24 protein-coding genes and 2 pseudogenes are annotated in these 24,478 nt (G+C 31.4%); 9 read left to right on the top strand and 17 right to left on the bottom strand.

Features of this window, described 5'->3' with window-relative positions; genetic code table 11:
• Nucleotides 1-162, bottom strand: a complete 162-nt coding sequence (locus tag EQ029_RS04830) for an SE1561 family protein (protein WP_011275386.1) — start codon at nt 160-162, stop codon at nt 1-3.
• 153 nt (nt 163-315) lie between these two features.
• Between EQ029_RS04830 and yfkAB the strand changes: the two genes are divergently transcribed.
• Nucleotides 316-1,455, top strand: coding sequence for a radical SAM/CxCxxxxC motif protein YfkAB (gene yfkAB / locus EQ029_RS04825; protein WP_172458790.1), 1,140 nt, complete (start codon nt 316-318; stop codon nt 1,453-1,455).
• Nucleotides 1,456-1,476: 21 nt separating this feature from the next.
• Here yfkAB and EQ029_RS04820 read toward each other — a convergent pair.
• From EQ029_RS04820 to EQ029_RS04805, 4 genes and pseudogenes are all read right to left on the bottom strand, one after another.
• Nucleotides 1,477-3,154 (bottom strand): annotated as a pseudogene (locus EQ029_RS04820) (IS1182 family transposase).
• 329 nt (nt 3,155-3,483) lie between these two features.
• Nucleotides 3,484-4,017: an acyl-CoA thioesterase gene (locus EQ029_RS04815; RefSeq protein ID WP_011275382.1), complete on the bottom strand. Its 534-nt coding sequence runs from the start codon at nt 4,015-4,017 to the stop codon at nt 3,484-3,486.
• A 32-nt stretch (nt 4,018-4,049) separates the two neighbouring features.
• A complete protein-coding gene (locus EQ029_RS04810) occupies nt 4,050-5,297 on the bottom strand; it encodes an aminopeptidase (protein ID WP_011275381.1) in 1,248 nt (415 codons plus the stop codon).
• A gap of 13 nt (nt 5,298-5,310) precedes the next feature.
• On the bottom strand, nt 5,311-5,520 hold the full coding sequence (locus EQ029_RS04805; RefSeq protein WP_011275380.1) for a DUF1128 domain-containing protein: 210 nt from the start codon (nt 5,518-5,520) through the stop codon (nt 5,311-5,313).
• Nucleotides 5,521-5,661: 141 nt separating this feature from the next.
• Between EQ029_RS04805 and EQ029_RS04800 the strand changes: the two genes are divergently transcribed.
• The 3 genes from EQ029_RS04800 (at nt 5,662) to EQ029_RS04790 (ending at nt 7,824) form a co-directional block, all read left to right on the top strand.
• Nucleotides 5,662-6,126, top strand: a complete 465-nt coding sequence (locus tag EQ029_RS04800; RefSeq protein WP_011275379.1) for a low molecular weight protein-tyrosine-phosphatase — start codon at nt 5,662-5,664, stop codon at nt 6,124-6,126.
• 5 nt (nt 6,127-6,131) lie between these two features.
• Nucleotides 6,132-6,416, top strand: coding sequence for a YtxH domain-containing protein (locus EQ029_RS04795; RefSeq protein ID WP_011275378.1), 285 nt, complete (start codon nt 6,132-6,134; stop codon nt 6,414-6,416).
• Nucleotides 6,417-6,612: 196 nt separating this feature from the next.
• Complete coding sequence (locus EQ029_RS04790; protein ID WP_011275377.1) at nt 6,613-7,824, top strand: YihY/virulence factor BrkB family protein; 1,212 nt, start codon at nt 6,613-6,615, stop codon at nt 7,822-7,824.
• Nucleotides 7,825-7,887: 63 nt separating this feature from the next.
• Here the strand turns inward: EQ029_RS04790 and vraR are convergent, their stop codons facing one another.
• The 4 genes from vraR to EQ029_RS04770 are packed head-to-tail and all read right to left on the bottom strand — an operon-like array spanning nt 7,888 to nt 10,662.
• On the bottom strand, nt 7,888-8,517 hold the full coding sequence (gene vraR / locus EQ029_RS04785) for a response regulator transcription factor VraR (RefSeq protein ID WP_011275376.1): 630 nt from the start codon (nt 8,515-8,517) through the stop codon (nt 7,888-7,890).
• Nucleotides 8,507-9,553: a sensor histidine kinase VraS gene (gene vraS / locus EQ029_RS04780; protein WP_011275375.1), complete on the bottom strand. Its 1,047-nt coding sequence runs from the start codon at nt 9,551-9,553 to the stop codon at nt 8,507-8,509. Before vraS ends, vraR begins: the two co-directional genes overlap by 11 nt.
• Nucleotides 9,550-10,251 (bottom strand): cell wall-active antibiotics response protein VraT, encoded by a 702-nt coding sequence (vraT, locus tag EQ029_RS04775; RefSeq protein ID WP_011275374.1) that lies wholly within the window; start codon nt 10,249-10,251, stop codon nt 9,550-9,552. Before vraT ends, vraS begins: the two co-directional genes overlap by 4 nt.
• Nucleotides 10,252-10,275: 24 nt before the next feature.
• Nucleotides 10,276-10,662: a hypothetical protein gene (locus EQ029_RS04770; RefSeq protein WP_011275373.1), complete on the bottom strand. Its 387-nt coding sequence runs from the start codon at nt 10,660-10,662 to the stop codon at nt 10,276-10,278.
• Between the two features lie 212 nt (nt 10,663-10,874).
• Here EQ029_RS04770 and EQ029_RS04765 point away from each other — a divergent pair.
• Nucleotides 10,875-11,887, top strand: a pseudogene (locus tag EQ029_RS04765) (HoxN/HupN/NixA family nickel/cobalt transporter).
• Nucleotides 11,888-11,958: 71 nt separating this feature from the next.
• Nucleotides 11,959-12,816, top strand: a complete 858-nt coding sequence (locus EQ029_RS04760; RefSeq protein WP_011275370.1) for an SDR family oxidoreductase — start codon at nt 11,959-11,961, stop codon at nt 12,814-12,816.
• A 124-nt stretch (nt 12,817-12,940) separates the two neighbouring features.
• On the opposite strand, the gene map is transcribed toward EQ029_RS04760, so the two are convergent.
• Nucleotides 12,941-13,693 (bottom strand): type I methionyl aminopeptidase, encoded by a 753-nt coding sequence (gene map, locus EQ029_RS04755; RefSeq protein WP_011275369.1) that lies wholly within the window; start codon nt 13,691-13,693, stop codon nt 12,941-12,943.
• Between the two features lie 151 nt (nt 13,694-13,844).
• Between map and EQ029_RS04750 the strand changes: the two genes are divergently transcribed.
• The gene (locus tag EQ029_RS04750) at nt 13,845-14,834 is read left to right on the top strand and encodes an FUSC family protein (protein ID WP_011275368.1); all 990 of its coding nucleotides are present in this window, start codon (nt 13,845-13,847) and stop codon (nt 14,832-14,834) included.
• Between the two features lie 63 nt (nt 14,835-14,897).
• On the opposite strand, the gene gatD is transcribed toward EQ029_RS04750, so the two are convergent.
• Together gatD and murT are read right to left on the bottom strand one after the other, a co-directional pair.
• Nucleotides 14,898-15,617, bottom strand: coding sequence for a lipid II isoglutaminyl synthase subunit GatD (gene gatD, locus EQ029_RS04745; protein ID WP_011275367.1), 720 nt, complete (start codon nt 15,615-15,617; stop codon nt 14,898-14,900).
• A gap of 2 nt (nt 15,618-15,619) precedes the next feature.
• The gene (gene murT / locus EQ029_RS04740; RefSeq protein WP_037558845.1) at nt 15,620-16,930 is read right to left on the bottom strand and encodes a lipid II isoglutaminyl synthase subunit MurT; all 1,311 of its coding nucleotides are present in this window, start codon (nt 16,928-16,930) and stop codon (nt 15,620-15,622) included.
• A 195-nt stretch (nt 16,931-17,125) separates the two neighbouring features.
• Here murT and ftnA point away from each other — a divergent pair, with 195 nt between their 5' ends.
• Entirely contained in the window at nt 17,126-17,626 is a 501-nt protein-coding gene (gene ftnA / locus EQ029_RS04735) for an H-type ferritin FtnA (RefSeq protein ID WP_011275365.1), read from the top strand.
• Nucleotides 17,627-17,869: 243 nt separating this feature from the next.
• Nucleotides 17,870-18,421: a 3'-5' exonuclease gene (locus tag EQ029_RS04730; protein WP_029376651.1), complete on the top strand. Its 552-nt coding sequence runs from the start codon at nt 17,870-17,872 to the stop codon at nt 18,419-18,421.
• Between the two features lie 57 nt (nt 18,422-18,478).
• On the opposite strand, the gene dinB is transcribed toward EQ029_RS04730, so the two are convergent.
• From dinB to gatB, 5 genes are all read right to left on the bottom strand, one after another.
• Nucleotides 18,479-19,555, bottom strand: coding sequence for a DNA polymerase IV (gene dinB, locus EQ029_RS04725; protein WP_016931026.1), 1,077 nt, complete (start codon nt 19,553-19,555; stop codon nt 18,479-18,481).
• A gap of 105 nt (nt 19,556-19,660) precedes the next feature.
• Nucleotides 19,661-20,209, bottom strand: coding sequence for a DUF3267 domain-containing protein (locus tag EQ029_RS04720; protein WP_011275362.1), 549 nt, complete (start codon nt 20,207-20,209; stop codon nt 19,661-19,663).
• Nucleotides 20,210-20,335: 126 nt separating this feature from the next.
• The gene (rlmD, locus tag EQ029_RS04715) at nt 20,336-21,700 is read right to left on the bottom strand and encodes a 23S rRNA (uracil(1939)-C(5))-methyltransferase RlmD (RefSeq protein WP_011275361.1); all 1,365 of its coding nucleotides are present in this window, start codon (nt 21,698-21,700) and stop codon (nt 20,336-20,338) included.
• Between the two features lie 102 nt (nt 21,701-21,802).
• On the bottom strand, nt 21,803-22,795 hold the full coding sequence (locus EQ029_RS04710) for a diacylglycerol kinase (RefSeq protein WP_011275360.1): 993 nt from the start codon (nt 22,793-22,795) through the stop codon (nt 21,803-21,805).
• Nucleotides 22,796-23,043: 248 nt separating this feature from the next.
• Nucleotides 23,044-24,471: an Asp-tRNA(Asn)/Glu-tRNA(Gln) amidotransferase subunit GatB gene (gatB, locus tag EQ029_RS04705; RefSeq protein ID WP_016931027.1), complete on the bottom strand. Its 1,428-nt coding sequence runs from the start codon at nt 24,469-24,471 to the stop codon at nt 23,044-23,046.
• Nucleotides 24,472-24,478 lie beyond the last annotated feature (7 nt).

Here is a 24,478-nt window from a genome sequence, read left to right as displayed (position 1 = left end):
TTAGTTAGACACTTGCTTTACTTTTTCTTCTAATTGATCTAGTAAGCCAATCCATTCATCAATGTCTTCAACACTTACTTCATCAGGATTAACATGATCAATATCTTCTAAGAATTTTGATAATCTCGTTTTAATTTGTTCCATTGTTTGTTGTTCATTCATAAATGTTTCTCCTTTTTTATATGAGTTTATTTAACAATACGTTAATTTTATCCTAACAGAATTTGACAAAAAGGGATATAATCTTAATAATGTTTACTGTACTTTTGCAACGAATAGAGGAATTTTTTTAGTTTAGGAGTAATAAATATGTGGATGACAAATCAGAAAAAACCCATTTCAATTTCAAATGATCCTTGGGAAACTTATAACGATATTGAAGACTACGGACAGTTGACGTTGAGTAATATAGAATTTACAACCACAACGCTATGTAATATGAGATGTAGCCATTGTGCAGTTGGTTATACATTACAAACCAAAGATCCGGATGCATTACCTATGGATATTATTTATCGTCGTTTAGATGAAATACCTCAATTAAGAACAATATCAATCACGGGCGGAGAACCAATGTTCTCAAAGAAATCAATTAAAAATATCGTTAAACCCTTATTAAAATACGCGAAAGATCGAGGTATTTATGTTCAAATGAATTCTAATTTAACGTTGCCACAAGATCGTTATTTAGATATCGCGGAATACATAGATGTTATGCACATTTCACATAATTGGGGAACTATACAAGAATTTACTGATGTTGGCTTTGGCGCCATGAAAAAACAACCACCTTTAAAAGCAAAATTAAAATTATATGAACAGATGTTAGACAATGCGAGCACCCTATCAAGTCAAGGTATGTTTGTATCAGCTGAAACGATGTTAAATCAGAGTACTTTACCTTACTTAGATAAAATTCATAAAGAAATCGTTAATGATATGAAATGCAGTCGTCATGAAGTTCATCCTATGTACCCAGCGGATTTCGCAAGTCAATTAAATGTGCTTTCTCTAAAAGAAATGAAACAAGCAATTCATCATTTATTAGATATTCGAGATGAGAATGTATGGATGCTGTTTGGTACGTTACCTATCTATCCATGTATTAATGACGAAAATGATCAAGCACTATTACAACGCTTAAGAGATGCAAAAAATGTGACAACACGAAATGATCCAGATGGACGAAGTCGCTTAAATGTAAATGTGTTTAGCGGAGATGTCATTGTAACAGACTTTGGAGATGAAAATGGTACCATCTCAAATATAAAAACAGACAAATTGACTGATGTATTTAATAAATGGCTCACTTCAGATTTAGCAAAATCGTTAAATTGTCATTGTGAGGCATTTCATTGTTTAGGCCCTAATGTATTAGTGAAAAACATGTATTATCCAAACACTGATTTCAAACAGAAAGAAATAGAAATGCACACAGAAAATATTTTTAGTTAAGCATCAATAATTCACATATATCTATAAACTAAGAGTCCGGGACATAAAGTTCTTGGATAAGTGAAAAAAAGACAATTTCTATTGAAATAATATAGAAATTGTCTTTTTTATAAATTTTTTGATTATTTTCAGCTCGTTGAGCTACTACTTTTCTTATATTAAGTGCCATTAATACAAAACCAAGTTCTCTTTTGACTTTATTGAGTCCTCGGACAGACATCCGAGTGAAACCCAAAATAGCCTTCATAAATCCAAAAACAGGTTCCACATCAATTTTTCTTTGACTGTAGATATTTTTTGTTTCTGGTTCTGAAAGCTTTTTGTTAATTTGGGATTTAAAATATTCCCAGTTATAATTCTTCATTATTTTTTTGTTTGTTTTTGAATTGAAGTTCATACATTGATTTTTCAGAGGACATTCTGAACAATCATCACATTCATATAATTTGAAGTCTCGCTTATAACCATACTTATCATGACGATAGGCATATCTTTTAAAACCTAGCCGTTTATTATTCGGACAAATGAATTCGTCATTAATTTCGTCATAGTTCCAATTTTGAGTATTAAAGATGTCACTTTTATATTTTTTAGTTTTATCTTTTATAAACATTCCATATGTTATGAGTGGCGTTCGATTAAAGTCATCTATAATTGCCTTATAATTTGATTCACTACCATAACCTGCATCAGCTACAATATATTCAGGTAAATGACCGTAGGTCTCTTGAATTGAATTTAAAAATGGAATCATCGTTCTAGTATCCGTTGGATTTTGATACACATTATAAGATAAAACAAATTGGGAATTTGTCGCTATTTGTAAATTATACCCTGGCTTAAGTTGTCCATTTTTCATGTGATCTTCTTTCATTCTCATAAATGTCGCATCATGATCTGTCTTAGAATAACTATTTCTATCCTTTAAAATAGATTTTTGAAATTCGTATCGATACTTTCGCTCAAAATAATCATTGATTTGCTTTTTGTATTTTTTGATTTTAGTTCTTTTGAGACGTATTTGTTTTCTTGTTTTAGTACATTTTTCATTGTTGATATGTTGGTTTAAATCTTCGATTTCTTTATCTAAGTGACTACCAATCAAATCTATTTCTTCTTTTGTTAATTCATTATCATGATCTTCTTTAATTTCCGGTATGATTTTATTGGTTACCAATTCATGGTAGAGGGCTTTAGAATCCTCATTCATCTTTGATTCATGGTTTTGAATACTCTTTTTCCATACAAATGTATATCGATTGGCATTTGCTTCAATTTTTGTACCATCAATAAAAATAGCTTTATCATCTATAAGATTTTGTTTTACACACTGACTGTAAAATTGAATAAATAAAGATTCTAATAAAGCATCTACTTTTGGATTTACTCTAAATCGATTAATTGTTTTATAAGAAGGTTTTTGATTTTGTGATAGCCACATCATTCGGATGCTATCATTAAGCATTTTTTCTATTTTACGACCTGAGAATACAGATTGTGTGTAGGCATATAGAATCACTTTTAACATCATTTTAGGATGGTACGAAGTTGCACCACGGTGATGTCTGAATTCGTCGAATTCATTGTCAGGAATTGTTTCAACAATATCATTTACATGTCGTGAAATATCATTTGTGGGGATAAGAACTGAAGTTTCCATTGGTAGAGTAAGTTGAGTCATGTTATAATTTTTATACATAAGGCACCTCGTTAATTTAGTTTAGTGATGTTTATTAAATTATACGAAAGTGCTTTATTTTTTTAAAGTATTACAATGTAAAATTACATATAAATACAAAGTATTTTGGCGAGACTCTTGAGGGACCAGGACAAGCTGAAGACTACAGGCTGAAGCTGTCCCCTAAGAAAGCGAGCCAACAATACGGAGTATTGTAAATAAAGAAGCCAGTAAATGAATTTGTTAAAACTCATTTACTGGCTATTTCTCTAGGGTTTATGTCCCAGACTCTTAGTTCTGTTTTATGAGAATTATAATATACTAGTTACAACGTTTAACTTGTCCGTGATTTATAATTCTTCAATATGTTGTGCATTTGATAAAAATTCAATCGTATTTTTACTTTCTTCTCTTCTATCTTTTCTACGTTGTACACGCTTAGGCGCACTTTCATAGAACCATTTTTCAACTTTTGATTCCGGATAGACATCTGGTACTTGGACTGGCTTACCATTATCATCTAATGCAACAAAAGTTAAGAAACTTAAGGCTGCTAAATGTCTTTCTTTATTTAATACATCCTCAATAATTATTTGAACACAAACTTCCATTGAACTTGTACCTGCATAACTAACCATCGCTTCATAAGAAGTAATATCACCTGTTTTAATTGGTCTTAAAAAATCTACAGAATCAGTTGATGCTGTAACTACTTGGGCATTAGCATGTTTCATTGCAGTAATGGCTGCAATTTCATCTATGTTAGCCATCAATGAACCACCAAACATTGTGTGGTGATGATTGGTGTCTTGAGGAAATACTTGTTTAGCTTTATAACTTTTTGATTCAGACATTGATTTACGAATACCTTGAGAATTTGACATGCGTTATACCCCTTTTATTTTAATTTCTATTTTTATTGAGCCCAATTGCCGTTTTTAAACACTAATTCTTTAGTGTCATCCTGTTTAATTCCATAAATCGTTAAATCTGCACTTCCTATCATGAAGTCAACATGGACATTTGAATCATTAAGACCACTGGCAATTTTTTCTTCAGTCGTCATTTCAGTACCACCTTCAACATTAAAGCCATATGCCGAACCAATAGCTAAATGACATGATGCGTTTTCATCAAATAACGTGTTGTAGAAAATAGTATTACGATTTGAAATTGGAGAATCATCAGGTACTAAAGCGACTTCTCCTAGTCGCTTAGAACCCTCATCAGTATTGATCAAATCTCTAAGCATATCTTCGCCTTTGTCTGCTTTGAAATCTACGATTTGTCCATCTTTAAACGTTAATGTAAAGCCATCAATGATTGTACCATTATAACTTAATGGTAATTTATTTGTTACATATCCATTAACGTTGTTACGATCAGGAGCTGTAAAAACTTCTTCAGTTGGTAAATTAGCTATAAAAGCTTGTTGATTACCATTAACATAGCTCGTAGCATCTTCCCAAATATGTCCTTTAGGAAGTCCTACAACTAAGTCTGTTCCTTCGGATTGATAATGTAACGCTTTATAATTTTTTTCTTGCATCAATTTAGCATGTACACTTAAGTTTTCTATATGTTTTTTCCAATTTTCAATAGGATCGTTCCCATCAATTCTTACGATATCAAACACTTCATCAATAAACTTTTCTAATGCAATTTCTTCATCTAAATCTGGATAAACACGTCTAGCCCAATCTTTAGAAGGAAAAGCAGCAACAACCCATGGAAATCGATTCTTCTGACTTCCTTCCATATATCCTTTGAATGCTTGACTATAACTTATTTGATTGGCTTTGAGTTTTTCAGGGTCTATACCATTTAGCAAGTTTGGATCACCACTAAGTAAAGCTAAATTTGCAGCGCCACGATTAGCATAATCCATTCGTTCATCTACTTCATACGATTTAACTGCCTGATTTTCAAAGTAATCTACTGATTCATACTCAAATTTAAGTCTATTTAATTTAGAATCTGAATAATTTACTTTTACGTCTGAAGCTCCAGCTTTATATGATTCTTCAACAATTAAACGTGTTAAATCGATGGCATCAACTGAAGATCTAATAAAAACAGGTTGTTTAGGTTGTACATTCATACCTATTTTAACTAATAATTCTGCATACTGTTGTAATTTCTCGTTATAACTTAATGAAGTCATATCATCATCCTCCCTAATCTTGACGTAAGTTCCCCAACTCATCAGCAATTGCTGTAACTTCGCTTGGTGAAAAAGAATCTTTAGACATAACAAAATTATGAATTTCTTCTATATCTTGCTGATTAGCATTTTTAAATTTATCTGGATTTAACAAACCTTGATTAACAATATTTAATTTTTTTCTAATATCTGCAATCATTGTTTCATTATTATTTTGACTCACGTTATCACCTCTTTAATACAATATTCTATCAAAGTATGATAATTTAACAAACTTTTATCGGATATAGTATTATTATGTCTTTATAAAATTTTAAAATAACTATAAAATGGTTTATATAGGATTAAATAGGGGGAATAGAATATGGTAGATGTAGCATTTGTATGTCTAGGAAACATATGTCGCTCTCCTATGGCTGAAGCAATCATGCGTCAACGTTTGATAGATAGAAACATTTCAGGCGTTAACGTTTACTCAAAAGGAACAGGTAAATGGAACCTTGGAGAACCTCCCCATGAAGGGACTCAAGATATTCTTAATCGCCATAATATACCTTTTGATGGTATGATTAGTGAGTTATTTGAATCAAGTGATGATTTTGATTATATTATTGCTATGGATCAAAGCAATGTTGATAATATCCAAAACATCAATCCTAATATAAAAGGAAAATTGTTCAAATTGCTCGAATTTAGTAACATGGAAGAGAGTGATGTGCCAGATCCTTATTACACTAATAATTTTGAAGGTGTATATGAAATGGTACAATCATCTTGTGACAATCTAATTGATTTCATCGTCAAAGATGCAAATTTGAAAGAGGGGTAAATAAAATGGAAAACAAATTAATTCCTGGTATTTTAATTGGCGCTATTGTTGGTGGTGCTGCTACTTTAGCTGATAAATCAACACGTAACGCTTTAGTTCAATCTGTAAAAGATGTTAAAGAAGGTAATCGTTCACGCAAACCTTCTAAATTCAATTCTATTAAAGACGAAGTTTTATATTGGAAAGATACAATTGAAGAAATTCGTCGTAATAACCCAGAATTAGAAAAATCAATTAAAGATGCTAAAGATACTTTCGTTGAACGTAAGAATAACCGCATTGGTCAATAATTGATTGTTTATTTTAGCTAAATCTTTTTTTATAACTTTAGTTAAAATAGAAACTAACTGAAAGTGAAAAGTAAAATATTTTTGTTTTTCACTCATAGTAAGGCGGGACAATGAAATCTTTATTATATAACAGGTTTCTGTCCCGCTTATTTTACTATTTAAATTAATGTATGTGGTTAAAGCAAAGGAGATTGTTATGTCAAAAGAAAATAAATCAAACTCGAAGTATCTTAACTCTATTAAAGACGAGCAAGAGAAGAACCAAGATAAAATAAATGTTGATCGTACATATGTAGAGCCTCAAGAATTTCAATCTAAAGAACCAAAAAAAGACAATCAAGTCTTTTTCGTTTCACGGTTAAACAAACCAGCTAAGTATACAAAAAAATCTAATTTTCTTTCTTATTTAATTTATCGAATAGGCAAAGATGACGCTTCAGGTTTAGCAGCACAAATGACTTACCATTTTGTATTAGCTATGTTCCCAATGTTAATTTTCCTATTAACATTGTTACCATTATTTAACTTAGACCAAAGCCAAATCACCGGTTTATTAAGTAATGCACCTGCTGACACATCGAGTCTTATTAAAGGTGTAATTAGCGATGTTACTAAAAATTCTAGTGGCGGTTTACTTTCTATCGGGTTAATCTTAGCAATTTGGTCAGCTTCAAATGGTATGACTGCAATTATGAATTCATTCAATGTAGCTTATGATGTTGAAGATAATAGAAATGGTATTCTTTTAAAGATACTAAGTGTTATTTTCACAATTGTGTTAGGCGTCGTATTTTTAGTTGCGATGGCATTACCTACTATGGGGTCAGTTATTGCTCATTTCTTATTCGGTCCTCTTGGATTGGATAGTCAAGTTAAATGGATCTTTAGTTTAATAAGAGTTGTATTACCATTAATTATTATTTTGATTCTATTTACAATTCTATACTCAGTAGCTCCAAACGTTAAAACTAAACTAAAATCAGTATTACCAGGAGCTATATTTACATCAGTTATCTGGTTACTTGGGTCTTTCGCATTTGGTTTCTACATTTCAAATTTTGGAAACTACTCTAAGACTTATGGCAGTATCGCAGGTATTATTATCTTATTAATTTGGTTATATTTAACAAGTTTTATCATTATTATTGGTGCTGAAATTAATGCAATCATCCACCAAAGACATGTCATTAATGGACAAACTCCTGAAGAAGCAGCGCTCGACCATGATGATAATAACCAAAACCACTATAATGAAGATACTACTTATGAATATAAACATACAGCTACTGGCAAAGATGAAGACTATAAAGTCGATAAAGATCCTGAAGATAAACATGAAGAAGATGCTTCATTAACTGAGAAAATTAAAGATAAATTTACTAATAATGACGATGATAATAAAAAATAAGTGTTTAATGACTAATTAAATTAAAAAAAGGTTGAGGCATCGGTTTATTGCCTCAACCTTTTTTTATTGAATCAAATTATGTTGGAATGCATAAATTACGGCTTGTGTTCTATCTTGTACTTCTAATTTACTCAATATATTACTTACATGAGTTTTAACGGTTTTAATTGTAATATGAGAAGCACTCGCTATTTCTTGATTTGAATAACCTTTTGCAATTAATAATAAAATTTCCATTTCACGCTCAGTCAGCATTTCATATAATTCTGCACGTTTCTTCATTCTGTTACGCATCTTAACTAAAACTTCTGGTTCAAATACGGATTCACCATTAAAAGTTTTGCGTACTGCGTCGGCTATATCACTAGCACTAGTCGTTTTTAAAATATAGCTATCTACACCAGCATCTAATGCTCTATATACCTCTTTATCTTCAATAAAACTAGTTAACATTACAACTTTAATATGTGGCAAATCTTTTTTGATTTGAGTAGTTGCTTCAACGCCATCCATATCATCCATTAATAAATCCATAAGAATTAAATCAGGTTTTAATTCATGAGCTTTTGCAATGGCATCTTTACCAGATTCCCCTTCTCCAACTATCTCAATGTCAGATTGTGTTGATAGATAACTTGATATCCCAATTCGAACCATTTCATGGTCATCAACGAACAAAACTTTAATCGTCATTATTATCATCCTCCCTATTTAATGGTGCTTTAACTTCTATTCTCGTTCCAGAATCCGGTAACGAAACAATATGGAATGTCGCACCAATTTCTAATGCGCGTTCTCTCATATTTTTTAATCCATAACTTTGTTCTAATTTCTCGTCAACATTGAATCCCTTACCATTATCTTGAATTCGAAGTAATAGATAATCTTGTTGGTTAAATAATTCCACTGTGACTTTAGTTCCATTAGAATGTCTTAACGTATTTGATATAGCCTCTTGTGTAATTCTAAATAAATGATCTTCTATACCTTTAGGAACCTTGAAATCTTGAATATCGTGTATGACTTTCATAGGCACTTTCTTTTGCAAATCAATAACTAAATCTTTGATACCTTCACCTAGTGATTTATCTTTTAGTCCTAAAGGTCTCAAATGAAGTAATAATGCGCGCATTTCAAGTTGAGATTCCTGAACCATTTTCTCTAAAACTGGTATTTGTTGATCAAGCGGTGCCTCTAATTTTGTTTCTTTTATAGCAGATAACATCATACTTGCTGCAAAAAGTTGTTGACTTACAGAGTCATGTAACTCGCGAGCTAATCTCTGTCGTTCATTCTCAATGATTTTCTTAACTTTGACATCATTCATATTGTAATTTTCATTAGTTAAGTTTTGCGTTTTCATTCGTAAACGGTGCAACTCTTGATTTAGAGGAACTAATGTTTGATAAAGATCTATGGTTTCGTTATAGAGCTCAATGTTTTGATCATTGATACCTACTGTTTCTCCTTCAATGGCATGCTCAATTTGCGACTTAATCCACTGATTTTGTTGATTAATTTTATATGCGAGAATTGAACCTACTATAATACAAAGTAAAATGATGACTAAATTTAAAAATAGAAAAACAGGTATCCCAAAAATTTGAGTATAAAACATACCTTGGAAATAGATAATATTAACAAATACTTTATCTATAAATAAGAACGCGGTTAACATGCTATAAACTAGTATAAGCATTGAACCGATAGCTCTTAAGTAGTGGTTCATCGGTAAATCACCTCAACATCTCCTATGAATGTTGAAACATAAACATTGACATTATAATTCTCTTCTTTAGGCTTCTCTTCAACTTGGATATGATTATTTTCAACTTTATAAGATTGGCCATTTAAATAAGCATTTCCATATAGAGCAGCCATGTGTAAATTAATATTATAATTCAATGGTACCACTAACTGAATTTTCCCTAAAATATGTCTTACTACTATTGTATTATTCTCTTTAATATTTGCAGCTTTTGTCATATCGATGTGTATATCACCAACACCATGTTGAATTTGTACATCTTCCCATTTATAAACATATACTGGTGTGCGTTGCTCTCCAAACCACTTTTGTTTAATAAATTGAGGTGATGTAACTTCATCTTCTGAAGCAATCACTTTTAAAGGTTTAAACTTAAAAATGAGATATCTAATGATTACGATAACTAGAAAGACAAATAATATTATGATGGTATATTTATTCGACAATAAAGTAAATGCTATAAGCAATGCACCTATCCAAAACGCTAAGAGACCCCTTACTTTATGAAAGTAAAGGTAGCCTACATAAACTAATATACATCCTAAAAGTAATACAAATAGGTAGCCTATTTTCTCAAAAAAGATGTAATAAAAATTGGCAATAATCATTAATGCCGTAAATATGATTAATAACTCTGTCGATATATATTTTCGAGTCAATGTGTCGCCCCCTATTCCTCTCAATTAAGCTACTACACTCATTTGTTCAATTATGTCACATTGCCCTTGTGTTGTGATCTTTTCTTTTGAGCAACGATGAATATCCGCTTCAATTCTTGCACAATAGGCTTCAAATAAATCAAGCTGTCTTTTAAGACCTTCAATTTCATAATTATTAATTTCTTGTGCATGTTTAATATTATACGTATTAGTAATATCAATATATTTATTTTCTAATGTTGCAGTTAAACTGTCAATCAACTTATTCATTTGTGTTTTCTTTTCTTTTAAATATTCAATATAATTTTCAATGCTCTTTAATTTACGATCTAAACTGATTTTGTAATCATTAATGTTTCGTTTAATAACTACTTTAAGAAAGTGTTGTAAATATAAGTCCATATAATTCATAGAACCACCTCGTCCTTGATTAAGCTCAATTATAATTTAAAATAGCTTAAACTCATATAGGCTCTAGGACCATCTTACTCTCATACTTTAGTACGATGTTTATTATTTCTATAGAATTTATATAAATTCATGTAAGTTATACCTCAAATTTTATATTCAACTTAAACAGGTGTATGATTAATTATATTTATTTTTGAAAGAAGGTAACATCAATGATTAACACACATCGTCTTAATTGGCTTCCTTATGTGCTTATTGTGATTTCACTTCACATTCTGGGTTTTGGCCTCCTCTATTTAGCAAATACTAATCATCTACTACTAGGTATGGGACTACTTGCTTATACACTAGGACTACGACACGCTTTTGATGCAGACCATATTGCTGCTATTGATAATACAGTGCGTAAATTAATCCAACAACAACGTAATCCATTAGGTGTAGGTTTCTACTTCTCAATTGGACATTCTACAGTAGTCTTTTTTATGGCTGCCTTTTTAGGCATTTCAATTAAATGGGCTAAAGATGCATTACCCCACTTTCAAGAAATTGGTGAAATTATTGGCACTCTCGTTTCAGGAACATTTTTAATTCTCATAGGTATATTAAATCTAATGATATTAATTTCTTTAATAACTTTATTTTTAAAGTTTCGCAAAGACAAAATTAATGATGAGAAGTTAAATGATTTATTAGATACACGCGGCTTTGTTTCTCGTATGGTCGGACCATACTTTAAATTCATTAGTCATAGTTGGCATGTCTTGCCACTAGGCTTTCTATTCGGTTTAGGATTTGATACTGCTAGTGAAATCTCATTGCTAGCTTTATCTTCAGGTGCGTCACAGAAAGCAATTTCATTCGTAGGTATAATATCTTTACCTATATTGTTCGCTGCCGGTATGAGTTTGCTAGATACATTGGACGGTATACTGATGACTTCTGCTTATAATTGGGCATTCTTCAATCCTATTCGAAAAATTTATTACAATATTACAATATTACAATTACTGCAATATCTATTATCGCTGCGCTATTAATTGGCACTGTTGAATTACTACAAATACTAGTTGATAAGCTTCAATTGAAAGGTTCTTTCTGGGAATTTATTGAAAACATACAATTTGATAATATAGGTTATATTTTAGTGATTTTATTTATTATTAGTTGGCTCATTTCCACTTTAATTTGGAAATTTGGCAAAGTTGAACAACGATGGTCTTAATAGATTCATTTCTTTAACATTATTCGTAGAATAGTTAATACTTTAGTGACTTTCAAAAAGGAGATTATGATATGAATAAAACTATTGCTCTAGTTACTGGTGCTTCATCAGGACTAGGATTTGAAACATCGCTCATGCTTGCTGAAAAAGGATTTCAAGTATATGCCACGATGCGTAACTTAGAAAATCAAATGAATTTAAAAATTGAAGCGACTAAAAGAAATGTAGACCTAACCATTTTAGAATTGGATGTAACCAAATTAGATAGTATTAAATCTGCTGTTGAATTCATCATACAAGAAGAAGGTCGTATAGATATTTTGATTAACAATGCTGGCGCCGGCTTTAATAAAACTACAGAACAAGCAACAGATGAAGAAATAAATTGGCAACTTAATTTAAATTTAATGGGTGTTATTCGAATGACCAAAGCTGTATTACCAATCATGAGATCACAAAGAGAAGGTCGTGTTATCAATATTTCGTCAGTTGGAGGCCTAGTTGGACAACCTTTCAATGAAATATATTGTGCCGCTAAGTTTGGTGTTGAAGGTTATACAGAATCTTTAGCAAGTTATATTCAACCTGAATTCAATATTAAATTTACTATTATTGAACCCGGTGGCATACAATCTGAATTTATGCCCAACATTATGAACCACCTAACTCAAACTGGTGGCATACAAGAAGATGAATATACGCACTTATACAATTCATATGTTAGTGATATTAAAGAAAATTATGGGCATGATGCTTCTCAAAGTACACATGAAGTTGCGCAAGTCATTTTAAAAACAATTGAAATGAAAGAACCACCTATTAGAACTCGTACGTCTGATTGGTCTGAAACTTTCACAAATATTAAAATCAAACTAGACCCAGATGGCAAACAACAGCAGAAACAAGTCTATAAATTATTAGGTAAATAACTTTATAAAACTAACTAGTATAAACTAAAAAACCAGTAAATGAGCGTTGTCATCTCATTTTACTGGTTTTCATTATATATATTTTAGATATCGAATTTTTAATTAATATTAGTTTAATATGAAATTAATCAATTTTTGTAGTTAATAATGGTCCATCTTTAGTAACGATAACCGTATGTTCAATTTGAGCGACAAAACTCTTATCTCTAGTTTCGAAGGCCCATTCGTTTTTACCTTCTGTTACAAAAGTTGCTTTAGATGAAATAAATGGCTCTACTGCAATTACAACTCCTTCTTTAAGTAAAGTTTTATCTTTAGGGTCATAATAGTTCATAACATGGTTAGGCGCCTCATGTAATGATTGACCTACACCATGCCCAGTTAGATTTTTAATTACAGTTAAATCATTTTGACGTGCTGTTGCATGTACTGCTTTACCGATATTACTTAATTTAGTTCCAGGTTTAACTTTTGCCATTGCATTTTCAAATGCCATTAGTGCAACATCACATACTTTTTGTTTAAGTGGGTCACTTGCTTCACCCACAACAAAAGAAATACCTGTATCAGCGTAATAACCATTTTTCAAAGCTGATACATCAATATTAACTAGATCTCCTTCACGAATGATTCGTTTGCCAGGAATGCCATGCGCTACTTCTTCATTAACACTAATACATGTTTGTCCAGGGAAATTCTCATCATGAATAGGTGCTGAAATAGCACCATGTTCTTCAAACAAATCTTTAGCTATATTGTCTAATTCTTTAGTTGTAATACCTGGTTTAGTAGCTTCTTGCATAGTATCTCTAACCTTAGCACAAATGTAACCTATCTCTTTTAAGGCTTGTAATTCTTCTTCTGTTTTTACAATCATAATATCCCGTTCCTTTTTAAATTGTGATTACATCTTATTATACCAAAAAAATTTTGATATACTAAACATACAAAAAATGAAGCGCAAAATAATTTCTGTTCAAAAGATAAAATTTTAATTGTTATTTTCGTACAACGAGAGGATTTATCATATGGATAAATGGTACAAGAAAATTATAGGAGCGAGAACAATCAAAACTGGCTTAGCAACCTTTTTAACATCGCTATTTTGTTTAATGCTTGATCTCACTCCAATCTTCGCTATATTAACTGCTATTGTAACTATCGAACCTACTGCAAAGGCATCATTAAAAAAAGGTTATAGAAGATTGCCCGCAACTGTAATTGGTGCACTATTTGCTGTACTTTTTACTTTTATTTTTGGTGACCCATCGGCTTTAACGTATACGTTCAGTGCACTTTTTACTATCTTAGTTTGTACTAAATTAAACTTACAAGTTGGTACTACTGTTGCGGTGTTAACATCAGTTGCCATGATTCCTGGCATACACGACGCCTATTTATTCAACTTTTTTTCAAGGTTATTAACTGCATTAATCGGTTTGGTTACAGCAGGATTGGTCAATTTTATAGTTCTGCCTCCTAAATATTATCAACAAATTGAAGATAATTTAACGCAATCTGAATATAAAATGTATGAGTTGTTCTCTTCAAGATGTAACGAATTATTATTAGGAAAATTTGATTCTGATCATAGTAATGATCTTTTAAATAAGTTGATGGGTGTTATAAACAAGACTGAAACTTTAACCGGTTATCAAAAAGACGAATTACGTTATCATAAAAACAAAGAAGATGAATGGAAACGATTAAAAAATATTTCGAACCGTTCCTATATCGATAGATTACTGGCTACTCACCTATCAAATATTATATATTTACCTAAGCACATACATTTAGTTTTTACGCCTGAGGAAAAGATAGCTATTATTAAAATTAGTAATAGCGTCAATAATATTATCAAAAGCAATCATTTTGAACCTCACCGCTCATCTGCATCAACACTTAAATCTTCTGTCAAACGCTTAGAAGAATTTGATCAGAATCAAATCAAAAGTCATGTTATTTATGAAATACTTCTAATCTATAAATTATTAGATAGTAGATATAATGACAAATAAAAAATGACGTACTGGAAAATTCTATAGATCCGGTACGTCATTTTTAATTGCTTATTATATTTGTTACTTTTTTGATGATCTTTCTATAATAACTCGTTTAGCTGCTTCTTCTTCAGTGTTATCTAATTGTTTAGGTTCAAAAGGTATACCTTTACGTTCGCAGGCTTTTTCTAATAAATAATCAGTCAGTTCATGATTCTTTGGAAGGATAGGTCCATGTAAATATGTTCCTAATAAATTTTTATAATGAATACCTTCTTGTTTATCATCATCATTATTACCGTAACCAACCGTAACGTGTCCTAACGTACCAAAATTATGATGTGTACGACCACCGTGATTCTCGAAGCCGACTATCGTTCCAAATGTGTCACTCTCGATTACTATATCACCAGTTAATCGTTCAGTTCGTGACTCAGTATAGAAATCTAAGATACCTAAACCTTCAAGTTCAGTTCCATCAGGCGTAATATATTTTGTTCCTAAAAATTGATAACCACCACAAATCGTTAATCCTGGCATACCATCTTCAATAGCATCTTTAAGTGTAGTCTTTATCTTGCTTAATTCCTTAGTAGCAATACTTTGTTCTCTATCACTGCCACCGCCGATAAAGAATATATCACAATTATCAAGCGTCACACCTTCAGTTTGGTTAACTTCTACTACATTTAATTGAATACCACGTTTCTTTGCTCTTTGTTTGAGTGCAATAATATTTCCTATATCACTATATAAATTTAATTTATCTGACATAAAATGATAAACGGTTAATTCATTCATATTTATTGCCCTCCTTTAAATGAACGATTAAGTTGTTCTAACATTGGAGATAAAGATGTGTAGTTAGGAATAGCTACCGTGAAACCTTCATAATTCATTGTCATCGCAGTTGCTTTATAAATATCTTTTACAAGTATAATTGGAACATTTACTTCGGCTAATTTCAGACGTAATTGTAATTCTTCAGCTCGAGTCCCTGTAACAATAATCGTTTCAATATTTTGTTCGCTTAATTTCTCGAAATCGGCATCATAAATCCAAGAAGTATCACGACCATCAGCTGCATTATCATTTAGACTAATGACATATACTTTTTTACCTACTAACTGTTCTCCTACTAATAAACTAGCATTCATACCTGCAGGATTCTTAGCTAAATTAATCATGGCTTCTTTATGATCAAGTTTGAAATATTGCATACGACCATTATCTGAAGTATATGATTCGAAACCAATTCGAATAGACTCATCATTGAGTCCTAATTCTCTCAACACAGTATAGGCAGCTAATGCATTATAAGCGTTGAAGTCTCCGGCAATTTTCATGTTAAATGTTGTTTCATTTATATTTAATGCTAAGAACGGAGATACTGTGAATGATGAAACTTCATATTTAGGTAATTCACGTTTGAATCCACATGAACAATGGTAATGACCGATTTGATTATAATGAATGTAATCGTATACTAATAATTTGCCACAATTTGGGCAATACTTACTCTCATTCATAGTACTTTGTTCAAACTCATGCGCGTGTGCTTTCATACCATAATAAACGATAGAGTCACTAGCTATTTTAAGTCGACTTACAAAAGGATCATCCGCATTGAGTAACAATTTAATTCCTTTATTACTAATTGACTTAGCTATGTTATTTACCATTATATCTATTTCGCCAAAGCGATCCATTTGATCACGGAAGAAATTAGTAAATATCATCATTGATGGAGTGACTTCTTTTAAAACTCGAGGAATAGATCCTTCATCGATTTCAATAACCGCTACTTTAGTATTTTTAGTGCTTTGCATGATAAAGGCAGATGTGATGCCTGCTGCCATATTAGCACCTTCATTATTATGTATAATATCAATATGATTTGCTTTTAATGTATGTCCTATAAGATTAGATGTCGTCGTTTTACCATTAGTCCCACTAATAAAAACGATGTCATCTACTTGTGCAGCTAATTTTCTTAATATATTTTGATCCACTTTGCGGGCAACTTGTCCAGGTAAATCTGTACCTTTTTTCCCAGCAGCGATACTAGCCTTACGAGCCAATTTCGCTAAGTGCGTTGCAGTCCATTGTCTCATGTGCTTCCTCCTCATATAAATCACTTGAATAATTATAACACGTAAAGGGTATAACAAAAAACATTCTCAATTAAAAATAACAAGTTACATTCTAGATTATAATAATTATTATTTACTAATGAGAATAGATTTGTTATACTCTTAATGAACAAAGTCAAAATCAATTATAAAATTTTTAATAGAGGTGACTTAATTATGCTAAGTAAAGACTTGTTAGAAGCACTTAATGATCAAATGAACCATGAATATTTCGCAGCTCATGCTTATATGGCAATGGCTGCTTATTGCGATGATGCTTCATATGAAGGTTTCGCTAACTTCTATATCCAACAAGCTAAAGAAGAACGTTTCCACGGTAAAAAAATCTATGATTATATCAACGATCGTGGTGAACATGCTGAATTTAAATCAATACCAGCTCCTAAAACTGAATTTAAATCTATCCTTGAAACATTTAAAGATGGATTAGCACAGGAACAAGATGTTACTCGTCGTTTTTACAATTTATCTGAAATAGCTCAAAAAGATAAAGACTATGCTACGATTTCTTTCTTAAACTGGTTCTTAGATGAGCAAGTTGAAGAAGAATCAACATTTGAAACACATATTGATTATTTAAACCGTATTGGCGATGACTGCAATACTTTATATTTATATGAAAAAGAATTAGCAGCTCGTTCATTTGATGAAGAATAACTTTTATCTCAAGTTTTAATTATGATTGAGACAAATGATTTTTAGTGCTTGCTTAGTAAATTGTAAGTAACTAACATGCACAAAAAGGTATGATGCTAGCTATTCTCAATACTCATAAATATAACTGGAGTGGAAATGAATTCATTTCCACTCTATTTTATTTTAAGAATGCAACATTCTGGAAAAATATTTATATTTTTAGCTAAAATAAAAGAATCAATACTTGAAAGGACAGTGTTAGGAATGGAAAATGCCTTTATTGCATTAGACTTCGAAACTGCAAACGGTAAACGTACAAGTATTTGCTCTGTTGGTATGGTCAAAGTAGTTAACAATGAGATTGTGGAATCTTTTTATACTTTAGTTAACCCTTTTGATTATTTCTCTCAGACGAATATTGAGGTTCATGGTATTACACCTGAAGACGTAATCGATGCTCCCAGTTTTGAATATGTATTTCCCTATATGATGCAATTTATTGATAAATTACCTGTTGTTGCTCATAATGCTGCTTTTGATATGAATGTACTTCATCAAAGTTTAAAACAGTTAAATATAGAAACACCCTCCATGATTTATTTCTGTTCATATCAACTTGCTAAACGTACAATTGATGCATATCGTTACGGACTAAAACATTTAATGAAACATTATAAATTAGATTTTCACGGTCATCATGATGCACTCAACGATGCTAAAGCATGTGCAATGATTACGTTTAGATTATTAAAACACTATGACAATTTACAAAGTATGCTCCAAATTTATGGCAAAAATTTAAAAGATAAAGGTTAACCCACATGAATTGCAATTACTGGTTTAGTTTAATTGCTAATGTCATCATGAACCTTTTTATCTTTCTATAAAATCATAAATCGTCATATTCTCATATGTTGACTGTTCTAAATTGCCAACCGTTACACCGATTAACCTTATTGGAACATCAGGATCCTTCAAATCATTATACAAATCATAAGCTACATTATATATATCAATATCTCTACTTACTGCCTCTCTTAAACTTCTTTGTTTAGAAAATGTTTCATATTGATAAGTTTTTAATTTAACTGTTACCGTACTACCTGATTTTTGTAACTTGGATAAACGTTCTGCTGTCTTGCCAGATAGTTCCCATATTTTTTGTAAAATTTCTTCATCATCATTCACATCAGTTGAAAATGTTCGTTCAGTACCCACAGATTTACGCACTCTCGTTGCTTTTACTTCACTATGATCAATTCCTCGCGCTTTAAGATATAAGCCACGACCTCTTTTTCCGAACCAACGTATTAATTCAAATTCAGTTTTATCATACAAATCTTTACCTGTATAAATATCATGGTTATGCATGACTTTTTTCGACGCTTTACCCACACCTGGAAAGTCACCAATATCTAGATTCATTAAAATATCGTTTACATTATTATAATCGATAACCTTCATGCCATTAGGCTTATTCATACCACTTGCTAATTTTGCTAAAAATTTATTATAAGATACACCTGCAGAAGAAGTTAAACCAGTTTGTTCAAATATATCGCGTCGAATAAACGTTGCGATTTTAGATGCAGACAAGTCAGGTCTAACAAGGTGAGTAATATCTAAATACGCTTCATCCAATGACATTGGTTCTACAATATCTGTATAACTTTTAAATATAGACATAATCACGGCAGAGGCTTCTCTATAAGCGTCAAATCTTGCTCTTACATAATATCCATTAGGACATAATTTATGCGCTTGAGACATTGGCATTGCAGAATGAACCCCATATTTTCTAGCCTCGTAAGAAGCAGTAGAAACCACGCCACGAGTACTTGCCTTACCACCTACAATTACAGGTTTACCTTTTAATGTAGGGTTATCTCGCATTTCTACTTGTGCAAAAAAGTAATCCATATCAATATGAATAATCCTTCTTTCAGCCATAGTCTCACCTCTTTTAAAATAAAATAAGCCTCAATATAATTATAATGTGACTAGCAACAAAACTCATGAAATGTGCACATAAATAATTATATTGAGACTCACTATTTATTCAAATTCGTTATTAGCTTGTATTGGTCGTTGATGATACATAATTAAACCTTCATCTGATGGATGTACATATTCAAATTTATTAGTAAATGTAATACCTACTAAATATAAATCGATTAAGCAATATCCAATATGTATACTTAACATAATAATAATTGAGGAGTATGCGTAAATACTGAATATAAACATTAATAATCCTGTTAATATAAACATTGGAGCTAGCATTATTGTGCAAAATTGCCATTTATTAAAATATTTTTTGGAAATATGTACTAAAAGAAAACCTTTTTTATATTTAAAATGAGGCTGTTCCCCTCTTGAAAAAATAAAAAATGAAATTCTATGAATGAGTTCATGTAGTCCTAAAATAACTATAAACCCTAAAATACCGTATAATAAGTTAGCTAAAAATGTTTGTTCATGAATAGTTGTAAACATAAATGCCCATTTATAAGTAAACACTATCATAAATAAAATTACTACTAATTGAGTTGCCATAAATTTAGGTAAGTTGATTCTATTTGGTGAAAAATCAATTTTCTGCACAATAATAACCTCCAATCTCTGTTAATTTTCAACCATAGTATACACAGTCGATGTTGAGAAAAAAACTTTTTTATAAGATTTAATGCTCTGTAACCATTTCTTAATATTTGTATTAAAATTTCACGTTTAAGATTTTCTTTCAAATAATGCAACTGTCTCTACATGTGTTGTTTGAGGAAACATATCGACAGGTGTAATTTCTTGCAATTCATATTGTGAATCTAATATTTGAGCATCTCTTTGTTGCGTAGAAGGATTACAAGAGATGTAGACAATACGCTTAGGATTTAGTTTGAGCAGTGTTTGTAAGAAGGTTTCATCGCACCCTTTTCTAGGTGGATCTACCATAACAACATCTGGTTTGATACCTTGTTGTTTCCATTTTATAATGACTTCTTCTGCTTTACCACAGACAAAAGTTGTATTTTCAAATCCATTTAAAGTCGCATTTTGTTGTGCATCTTTAATCGCTGACGGTACAACCTCAACACCATAAACATGTTTCGCTACTGGAGCCATATATAAACCTATCGTACCAATACCGCAATATGTATCAAGAACTGTTTCTTCACCTGTCAATTGCGCATACTCTATTGCTTGTTGATATAATTTTTCAGTTTGTGAAGAATTTATTTGGTAGAATGATTGGTCACTTATCTTAAATGTAGTATCACTAAGTTGATCTGCAATCTTATCTTTGCCGTATAACGTTACAGACTGTTCCCCCATAATAACATTAGAATGACTTTTATTAATATTTTGTTTAATGCTAGTTATGTTAGGAAAAGTTTCTTTCAGTTTTTCAACTAAAATTGAAGCTTGCTGGAAATTTTTACCATTTGTTACAAAAACTACCATCTTATCATCAGAATAATAACCTGTGCGAATAACTAAATGTCTTAAAAGTCCTTTTTTTGTACTCTCATTATAAACACTAATATCGTAATCAATAATCCATTGTTTGACGTGATTCATAATGTCTTGGTGTACATCATCTTGAATTAAGCAACTATCCATATCGATAATATCGTGACTTCTTTGTCGATAATATCCTATAATTGCTTTTCCATCTCTATCTTTACCAATTGGCAACTGTGATTTATTTCTGTAATGCCAAGGATGATCCATACCGATAGTTTTGTTAATGATTGTATTGCTAAATTGTGCTTTTCTATGGAATAAGTTGGTAACTTGTGACTGCTTCATAGCCAATTGGGCATCATAAGTCATGTGTTGCAATTGACAACCACCACACTTCCAATAGTATTTACATGGCGGTTCCACGCGTTGCTCACTTGGTTTAATAACTTGAAGAAGCTTACCAATAGCAAAATTTTTCTTCACTTTAATAATTTTGTATTTAATTACTTCACCAATTAACGCATTTGGCACAAATATCGGATAACGGTCGATTTTAATGACACCATGCCCTTCATGTGTTAAATCAACAACGTTACCTTGTTTTATTTCATTTTTATTTATGGTTTCCATTATTTCACCCCACATAAAAAGAGGTTAGAGTAGTTTAATCTTGGTTTTGTTTTTCATACCTAAGACATCAAAACTATTGCTCAACCTCTTCAACTGTATAATTTACTCTGATATTTCATTGTTTTTAATAATTTCTTCATTCGATGGCTTCTCTTCAATAATGCCATCTTCGACTTGTTGATCTTCAGTTAATTCTTCATTATATATATCTTTTGGCGTACATACTTCGATATGTCTTTTTAAATTCAAGAAATTAGCTGGTAATTTACCACCATATTCACCATCTACATTCAGTTGCATTTCAGTAAAGGATGAGATATTAATTGATTTAGCTTTCTCATAAATAACCTTTGGATGTTTAATGTGTTCTCCGCGAGATGCTAAAGTCATAATGTGTCCTAATTCAGCAAGGTTAGCCTTTTCTACAATAATTAATGTGAAATGCCCGTCGTCTAACTTAGCATCTGGAACTAATTTCTCAAATCCTGCCATTGAGTTTGTCAGTCCCAATAAGAATAATAATGCCTCACCTTGAAAAACTTGATTATCATATTCTATACGCAAATCTACAGCTTTCATCTGAGGTAACATTTCAAATCCTTTAATGTAATACGCAAAGGGACCTACAATTGATTTTAATCGACTTGGCGTCTCATATGAAACTTGAGTTAATTGACCACCAGCTGCTAAATTGATGAAATAACGATTATTCATTTTTCCTATATCAACTTTTGTCGTGTGATCATCAATAATAACATCAACAGCACCCATAATATCACTTGGTAAGTGTAAGGCCCTACCGAAATCATTCACTGTCCCCATAGGGATGATACCTAATTTAGGACGATTGGGTTGTTCAGCTATGCCATTAACAACTTCATTAAGTGTGCCATCTCCACCAGCTGCTATAATAATATCATAATCTCTTTTAAGTGCACGTTCAGCTTCAAGCGTTGCATCGCCTTCACGCTCAGTAGCATAAGCACTTGTCTCATAACCGGCACGTTCTAATTTAATTAAAACATCTGGTAAAGTTCTTTTAAAAAGTTCCTTTCCAGAAGTTGGATTATAAATGATTCTTGCACATTTTCTCATAAATTATCCCTCATCTTTTTATACATATTCTTATATTAAATGATTTATAGGAGAGTTGGAAGTATTTAAATCAATAATCTTTAAAATACATTTATTACACTATTTACAATTAAATAATCAAAGCAGTTATAACATTAAAAATAATTGAACTAAAAACACCACACACCAAAATTAAAAGGCTTGTTCCCTAACCATGATAGGAAACAAACCTTAAATGATGCTTTAATTCATTATGTTTAAATCTTTAATTAACGTTTATCTAATTCTTGTTTTAATATTTGGTTTACTTTTTGAGGATTAGCTTGGCCTTTAGATGCTTTCATAATTTGACCAACTAAGAAGCCCATTGCTTTCCCTTTACCATTTTTATAATCTTCAACAGATTGAGGATTATTATCTAAAGCTTCAGTGACGAATTTAGTTAAAGTAGCTTCATCAGAAATTTGAACTAAACCTTTATCTTCCATAATTTGTTTAGCATCGCCACCATTTTCAGCTAATTCTGGGAAAACTTTTTTAGCGATTTTACTACTCATCGTACCATCTTCAATAAGTTTAATCATACCAGCAAGGTTTTCTGGTGTTAATTTAGTATCTTGTAAATCAACTTGGTTTTTATTTAAATATTCATTAACGCCACCCATTAACCAGTTTGAAGTTAACTTAACGTCTGCACCTTTTTCAATAGCACCTTCAAAGAAATCAGACATTTCTTTAGTAAGTGTTAATACGTGCGCATCGTATTCAGGTAAACCTAAATCATTTACATATTTAGCTTTACGCTCATCTGGTAATTCAGGGATTGTTTGACGTACACGCTCTTTCCATTCTTCATCTACGTATAAAGGTACAATGTCAGGTTCAGGGAAGTAACGGTAGTCATCTGAGCCTTCTTTAACACGCATAAGGATTGTTTTACCAGTTGATTCATCAAAGCGGCGCGTCTCTTGTCCAATTGTACCGCCGTTTAATAATTCTTCTTCTTGGCGTTTTTCTTCGTACTCTAAACCTTTTCTAACATAGTTAAATGAATTTAGGTTTTTTAATTCAGTTTTTGTACCGAACTCTTCTTGTCCATAAGGACGTAATGAAATGTTGGCATCACAACGTAATGAGCCTTCTTCCATTTTACAGTCTGATACACCTGTATATTGAATAATTGAACGTAATTTTTCTAAATAAGCATAAGCTTCTTTAGGGGATCTAATATCTGGTTCAGATACAATTTCAATTAATGGTGTACCTTGACGGTTTAAGTCTACTAAAGAGTATCCATCTTTATGTGTTGATTTACCAGCATCTTCTTCCATGTGAAGACGTGTGATTCCGATACGTTTTGTTTCACCATCTACTTCAATATCAATATAACCATTTTCACCAATTGGTTGATCAAATTGAGAAATTTGATAAGCTTTAGGATTATCTGGATAGAAATAGTTTTTACGGTCAAATTTAGAATTTGTAGCGATATCCATATTTAAAGCCATTGATGCACGCATAGCCCAGTCTACAGCACGTCTATTAACAACCGGTAATACACCAGGATATGCTAAATCAATAACATTTGTATTTGAGTTAGGTTCAGCTCCAAAGTGTGCTGGTGATGGAGAGAACATTTTTGAGTCTGTTTTTAGCTCAACGTGAACTTCAAGTCCGATAACTGTTTCAAAATGCATTATTTCC

This window comes from Staphylococcus haemolyticus (assembly GCF_006094395.1).
GTDB classification, from domain to species: domain Bacteria; phylum Bacillota; class Bacilli; order Staphylococcales; family Staphylococcaceae; genus Staphylococcus; species Staphylococcus haemolyticus.
The sequence above is the reverse complement of the archived record's forward strand: the minus strand, read 5'-3'. Positions and strand labels throughout refer to the sequence as shown.